We start from the raw sequence: 5,795 nt of genomic DNA on the forward strand, positions 1-5,795 counted from the left end.
CGGAGCGATCGGGCCGTGTCGTGCATCCAGGCGGGAATGGATGATTCGACGCGGCGCGCGACGATCGGCAGCACCTAATTTGCCGCGATATGCGCGTCGATGCGTTGGAAAAATTGTCAACGATTTTGAACGTTGGAAATGCGCGAATGTAGAGCAATGACTCAATTTTCGATGGATGGATGAAGGGAGTTCGAGGCCAATTTTTGTTGACAAACGTTGTCAATGTGCGCGAACGACGCGATTACGCTTGATCGTGTCGGCAGCCGGTCGACGCAACGACGGGAACGAACGATTCGGGAGCGGGCATGTTGATTTACAAGTCCTATGTGGAAAAAAAGGCACTCCTCGAGACGCAACTGGAGCGGGAGCGTCTTGCCATAGCGGCGACGGTCCTGCTCGAGGTACGGCGTTGCGTCGAGGAATTCGGTTTCACACCGAACGAGATTTTTCCCGGCGACGGCGGCACACACGCAAGAAAGCGTCGCGCGAAATACTTCAATCCGGACACCGGGCAAACGTGGTCAGGCGTGGGCCGCGAGCCGACGTGGTTGCGGGGGCAGGATCGAAGCCGGTTCGCGATCGATGCACCGGCGAGCGATTCGAATCAATCTGAGCATTCCTGACGATGTGATGCGCGGCGAACGCGTGCATGGGTACGGGCGACGTGACGACGCGGACGCTTCGCGAGTGTCCGCCTCCGTGGTACGCCGCCCATCCGCAGTGCAACCCGGAGTGCATCCGCTTGCTGACGCGATCGCCCCGATGAACTCGCGCGGGGCGGCATGCTGTTCCGAATGGTACCGGTTCCATTCGGCGATATTACATTTTCATTGTGACATTTAGTGGAGCGGACCAATCTCATGCCGACAGCGGGGTGCGAGATGGGTCGGCAACGGGGAAATTCGCATGAACGATGCAATGGACGATCGCCACCGCGTGGGGCTGTGGCCCGAGCCCGTGTGCATGGGTATCGGCGTGACGCACGACACGCTCGAGATGTGTATTTCATCGCTGAGCGTGATTTTCGGCTACCGGAACGAGACGTTCGGCATCGAGTCGCTGGCCGATGCGATCGCCGCATGGGCGCCCGCGCTCATCGTGCTGGAATCGGCCGGCGGGGCGGAGCATGAGGCGGCGTGTGCGCTTCAGGCGCTGCAATTGCCGCTTGCCATCGTCAAGCCGCATCAGGCGCGGGAGTGGCTTCCGAATTCGGCGACGCTACCGCTCGACGGAAAAGGGGCGCGAGCGCGCCTCCTGGCGGCGCTCGCCGATGCGCTGGACCGGCATCCGTCGGGCGGGCGCCTCGTCGAGCCGCTGTCCGATCCGCAGCTGGCGCACGTGCAGGCGCTGGTTCAGCGGCGACGTCAACTGGCGCGCATGCACATCGCGGAATATCAACTGCTGACGTTGTGTCATGCGAGCGTGCGCACGGGCATCGTGCAGACGATCGCATTCCTGAAACACCAGATCGCGGTGATCGATCGCCATTGCGCGCGGCATGTGGACACGCAGCGCGTCGCGTTCGCGCGGCTGCTGGCGCACGAGGTGCGGCCCGGCCGCGTTGCGCGTCACGCGCAGGTCGGTGCGTTCATCCGCAACTGGCGGGCGAAGTGACGCGGCGACGCCCCGTTCAGGCGACCCACTCGTTGATGACCGGCGTATCGAGCACCGGCGCGCGTTCGGCTTCCTCGAACGTGCGCTTGCTGCACGTCGCATCGAGGCTGCCCTTGCCGCTCAGCAACGGGCAACGGTCGAACACCTCGGCGATCCAGTCAACGAACACGCGTACCTTCGGCGACAGATGGCGGCTGTGCGGATACACGACCGAGATCGGCATCGGCAGCGGCTTGACGCCGGGCAGCACTTCCTTGAGCCGGCCTTCGCGCAGGTGCGGCAGCACCATGAACAGCGGCGGCTGGATCAACCCGAAGCCCTCGATCCCGCACGTCACGTACGCGTCCGCGTCGTTCACCGACACGATGCCCTCCATCTTCATCTCGACTTCCTTGCCTTCGATCAGGAAGGTCCAGTCGATCGTGCGGCCGGTGCGGCTCGAGAAGTAGTTGACGGCCTTGTGCTGGCCGAGATCGTCGATCGTCTGCGGCTCGCCGTGGTGCTCGAGATAGTCGGGCGACGCGACCGTCACGCATTCGAACAGGCCGACGCGGCGTGCGACGAGCGACGAGTCCTGCAGCGCGCCGACGCGGATCACGCAGTCGACGCCTTCCTGCAGCAGGTCGACAGGCCGGTCGGACAGGCCGAGTTGCAGGTCGATGTCCGGATAACGCGTATGGAATTCGCACAGCGACGGAATCACGAGCAGCCGCCCGATCGAGCCCGGCATGTCGATACGCAACTTTCCGTGCGGCTTCCGGTTGTTGGCCTGGAAGCTCGCTTCGGTTTCCTCGACGTCCGCGAGGATTCGCACGCAGCGTTCGTAGTACGCGGCGCCGTCCGGCGTGAGCGAGAGCCGGCGCGTGGTCCGGTGCATCAGCCGCACGCCGAGGAAGGCTTCGAGATTCTGGATGATCGTCGTGACGGACGCCCGCGGTAACCCGAGCGTTTCTGCTGCCTTGGTGAAGCTGCTTGTATCGACGACGCGAGTAAATACCTGCATGGCCTGAAGCCGGTCCATCACAACCTCCGCAATTTAATTTGCCGCCGGAACAAGAAGGCTGCGCTACCTCGTGGGTAAACGCAGCCTCGGATTGTTCGGGGGCGTTGAATTGTGTTGCCGGATTATAGGCATTTATCCCAATGTCTGCCGGACCCAGAATTCGTTCCATCTCGAAATGGACGCTGCATCGTCATGGACGCTTCTGAATTCAGCAAATTCCTGAAAGCCGCGCTGCCCGCGCAAGCCATAGCGGGCGCGGGGCTGACGGTTGCCGAAGTGGAAATTCCCGGCTACGCACAGGACATCGTGTTGCGCCTCTACCGCCGCCCGGACAAGACCGGGTTGCCAGTAGTGCTTTATTTTCACGGCGGCGGCTTCGTCCGCGGTTCGCTCGAAGACGCGGATTTCGCCGCGCGCTTTTTAGCAGAACGCTTACCAGCGCTCGTAGTGTCGGTCGATTATTCGCTCGCGCCGGCCTTTCCTTTTCCGGCCGCGCCGGAGGATGCATATCGCGCCGCCGTGTGGGCCGCGACGCGCGCCCGCGCGTTCGGCGGCAACCCGAAGAAGATCGGCGTCGCCGGGCACGACGCGGGCGGCCAGCTCGCGAACTGTCTCGCCTTCATCGCCCGCGACCGCGGCGAAGTGTCGATCGCCGCGCAGGCGCTGTTCGGGCCGATGCTCGACCCGAGCATGACGCGCATCGGCGACGCCGAGCGCCTCGCGTCCGACATCACCGCGCGCGAATGCGCGGCCTGCTACCGCGCGTATCTGCCGCAGGCGGCGCAGCGCATGCACCCGTACGCGGCGCCGATCGAATCGGTGCGCCTCGCGGGGCTGCCGCCGACGCTCGTCGTCACCGCGCAGAACGACGTGCTGCACGTCGAGGCGGAGAAATATGCGGGCTGCCTGATCTCGTCGGGCGTGCTCACGCAGGTGATCCGCTACCCGGACATCACGCACGCCGCGCTCGCCACGCACGAAGCCGCGTTCGAGGAAGCCGTGCGCTTCTTCCAGTGCCGCTTCCAGGCGCGCCAGCCGAACCGTTCCGAATAACCAGAACCAATCCACGCTTACTGGAGATCCACATGGCCATCCTACGCACCTCCCGTTCCCGAATCGCGACCGCGGCGATCGTCACGCTCGCCGTCGTCGGCCTCGGCACGTTCGGCGCGATGCGCGTGAACGCGAACGCCCCCGAGAAAGCGGCGGCGCCGCTGCCCGAAGTCGACGTCGCGACCGTCGTGCCGCAGACCGTGACCGACTGGCAAAGCTATTCGGGCCGCCTCGAGGCGGTCGAGAAAGTCGACGTGCGCCCGCAGGTGTCGGGCACGATCGTCGCGGTGAACTTCAAGGACGGCGCGCTCGTGAAGAAGGGCGACGTGCTGTTCGTGATCGACCCGCGCCCGTACCAGGCGGAAGTCGACCGCGCGGCCGCGCAGCTGGCGGCCGCGCAGGCGCGCAACGGCTATGCGCAGACCGACTGGCAGCGCGCGCAGCGGCTGATCGGCGACAACGCGATCGCGAAGCGCGACTACGACGAAAAGCAGAACGCAGCGCGCGAAGCGAACGCGAACCTGAAGGCCGCCGAAGCCGCGCTGGAGACGGCGCGCATCAACCTCGGCTATACGCGCATCACGGCGCCGGTATCGGGCCGCGTGTCGCGCGCGGAAATCACGCTCGGCAACGTCGTGTCGGCCGGCGCATCGGCCGCGCCGCTGACGACGCTGGTGTCGGTGTCGCCGATCTACGCGTCGTTCGACGCGGACGAGCAGACCTACCTGCAATACATCAACGGCGCGCGCAACGGCCGCAAGGTGCCGGTCGAGCTGGGCCTCGCGAACGAAACCGGCTACTCGCGCAGCGGCGAGATCGATTCGGTCGACAACCGGCTCGACACGTCGTCGGGCACGATCCGCGTGCGCGCACGCTTCGACAATGCGGACGGCATGCTCGTCCCGGGCCTCTACGCACGCGTGAAGGTGGGCGGCAGCGCGCCGCACGAGGCGCTGCTCGTCGACGACGCGGCGATCAACACCGACCAGGACAAGAAGTTCGTGTTCGTCGTCGATCAGCAGGGCCGCGTGTCGTATCGCGAAGTGCAGCCGGGGATGCAGCACGGCAACCGGCGCGTGATCGTGAGCGGCCTTGCCGCCGGCGACCGCGTGGTCGTGAACGGCACGCAGCGCGTGCGCCCCGGCGAGCAGGTGAAGCCGCACATGGTCCCGATGACGGGCGGCGACGAGCCGTCCGCGCCGCTCGCGAGCAACGCGAAGCCGGCCGCACCGGCGAAGGCGGATTCGTAAGCGGCGCGCCGCTTCGCATCCGCGTTCAACCAGACAGAGCCACACATGAACATTTCAAAATTCTTTATCGACCGGCCGATCTTTGCAGGAGTCCTATCGGTGATCATCCTGCTCGGCGGGGTGATCGCGATGTTCCTGCTGCCGATCTCGGAATATCCGGAAGTCGTGCCGCCGTCCGTGATCGTGAAGGCGCAGTATCCGGGCGCGAACCCGAAAGTGATCGCCGAGACGGTCGCGTCGCCGCTGGAAGAGCAGATCAACGGCGTCGAGGACATGCTCTACATGCAGTCGCAGGCGAACAGCGACGGCAACATGACGATCACCGTCACGTTCAAGCTCGGCACCGATCCGGACAAGGCCACGCAGCTCGTGCAGAACCGCGTGAATCAGGCGTTGCCGCGCCTGCCGGAAGACGTGCAGCGGCTCGGCATCACCACGGTGAAGAGCTCGCCGACGCTGACGATGGTGGTCCACCTGATCTCGCCGGACAACCGCTACGACATGACCTACCTGCGCAACTACGCGTTGATCAACGTGAAGGATCGCCTGTCGCGGATCCAGGGCGTCGGCCAGGTGCAGCTGTGGGGTTCGGGCGACTACGCGATGCGCGTGTGGCTCGATCCGCAGAAGGTCGCGCAGCGCGGGCTGTCGGCCGAGGACGTCGTGCAGGCGATCCGCGAGCAGAACGTGCAGGTCGCGGCCGGCGTGATCGGCGCGTCGCCGTCGCTGCCCGGCACGCCGCTGCAGTTGTCGGTGACCGCGCGCGGCCGTCTGCAGACGGAAGACGAATTCGGCGACATCGTCGTGAAGACGACCCCGGACGGCGGCGTCACGTATCTGCGCGACATCGCGCGGATCCAGCTCGACGCGTCCGA

The 5,795-nt window shown here is 65.4% G+C and carries 5 protein-coding genes and 1 pseudogene; 5 read left to right on the top strand and 1 reads right to left on the bottom strand.

What is annotated here, in order from left to right:
• The first annotated feature begins 305 nt into the window (after nt 1-305).
• Nucleotides 306-623, top strand: coding sequence for an H-NS histone family protein (locus AC3IFE_RS18410; protein WP_089470689.1), 318 nt, complete (start codon nt 306-308; stop codon nt 621-623).
• A gap of 283 nt (nt 624-906) precedes the next feature.
• Nucleotides 907-1,614 carry a hypothetical protein gene (locus AC3IFE_RS18415; RefSeq protein WP_489191475.1) on the top strand — a complete coding sequence of 236 codons (708 nt, stop codon included), beginning with the start codon at nt 907-909 and terminating at the stop codon, nt 1,612-1,614.
• 16 nt (nt 1,615-1,630) lie between these two features.
• Here AC3IFE_RS18415 and ceoR read toward each other — a convergent pair whose 3' ends face one another.
• Nucleotides 1,631-2,635 carry a putative multidrug efflux transcriptional regulator CeoR gene (gene ceoR, locus AC3IFE_RS18420; RefSeq protein WP_089470687.1) on the bottom strand — a complete coding sequence of 335 codons (1,005 nt, stop codon included), beginning with the start codon at nt 2,633-2,635 and terminating at the stop codon, nt 1,631-1,633.
• A gap of 174 nt (nt 2,636-2,809) precedes the next feature.
• Here ceoR and AC3IFE_RS18425 point away from each other — a divergent pair, with 174 nt between their 5' ends.
• The 3 genes and pseudogenes from AC3IFE_RS18425 to ceoB all read left to right on the top strand — a co-directional run.
• A complete protein-coding gene (locus AC3IFE_RS18425; RefSeq protein WP_089470686.1) occupies nt 2,810-3,670 on the top strand; it encodes an alpha/beta hydrolase in 861 nt (286 codons plus the stop codon).
• A gap of 32 nt (nt 3,671-3,702) precedes the next feature.
• Entirely contained in the window at nt 3,703-4,920 is a 1,218-nt protein-coding gene (gene ceoA / locus AC3IFE_RS18430) for a multidrug efflux RND transporter periplasmic adaptor subunit CeoA (RefSeq protein WP_489191477.1), read from the top strand.
• A gap of 45 nt (nt 4,921-4,965) precedes the next feature.
• Nucleotides 4,966-5,795, top strand: a pseudogene (gene ceoB / locus AC3IFE_RS18435) (multidrug efflux RND transporter permease subunit CeoB); the annotation flags it as partial.

The organism is Burkholderia sp. APQ4-4ca, from assembly GCF_057837105.1.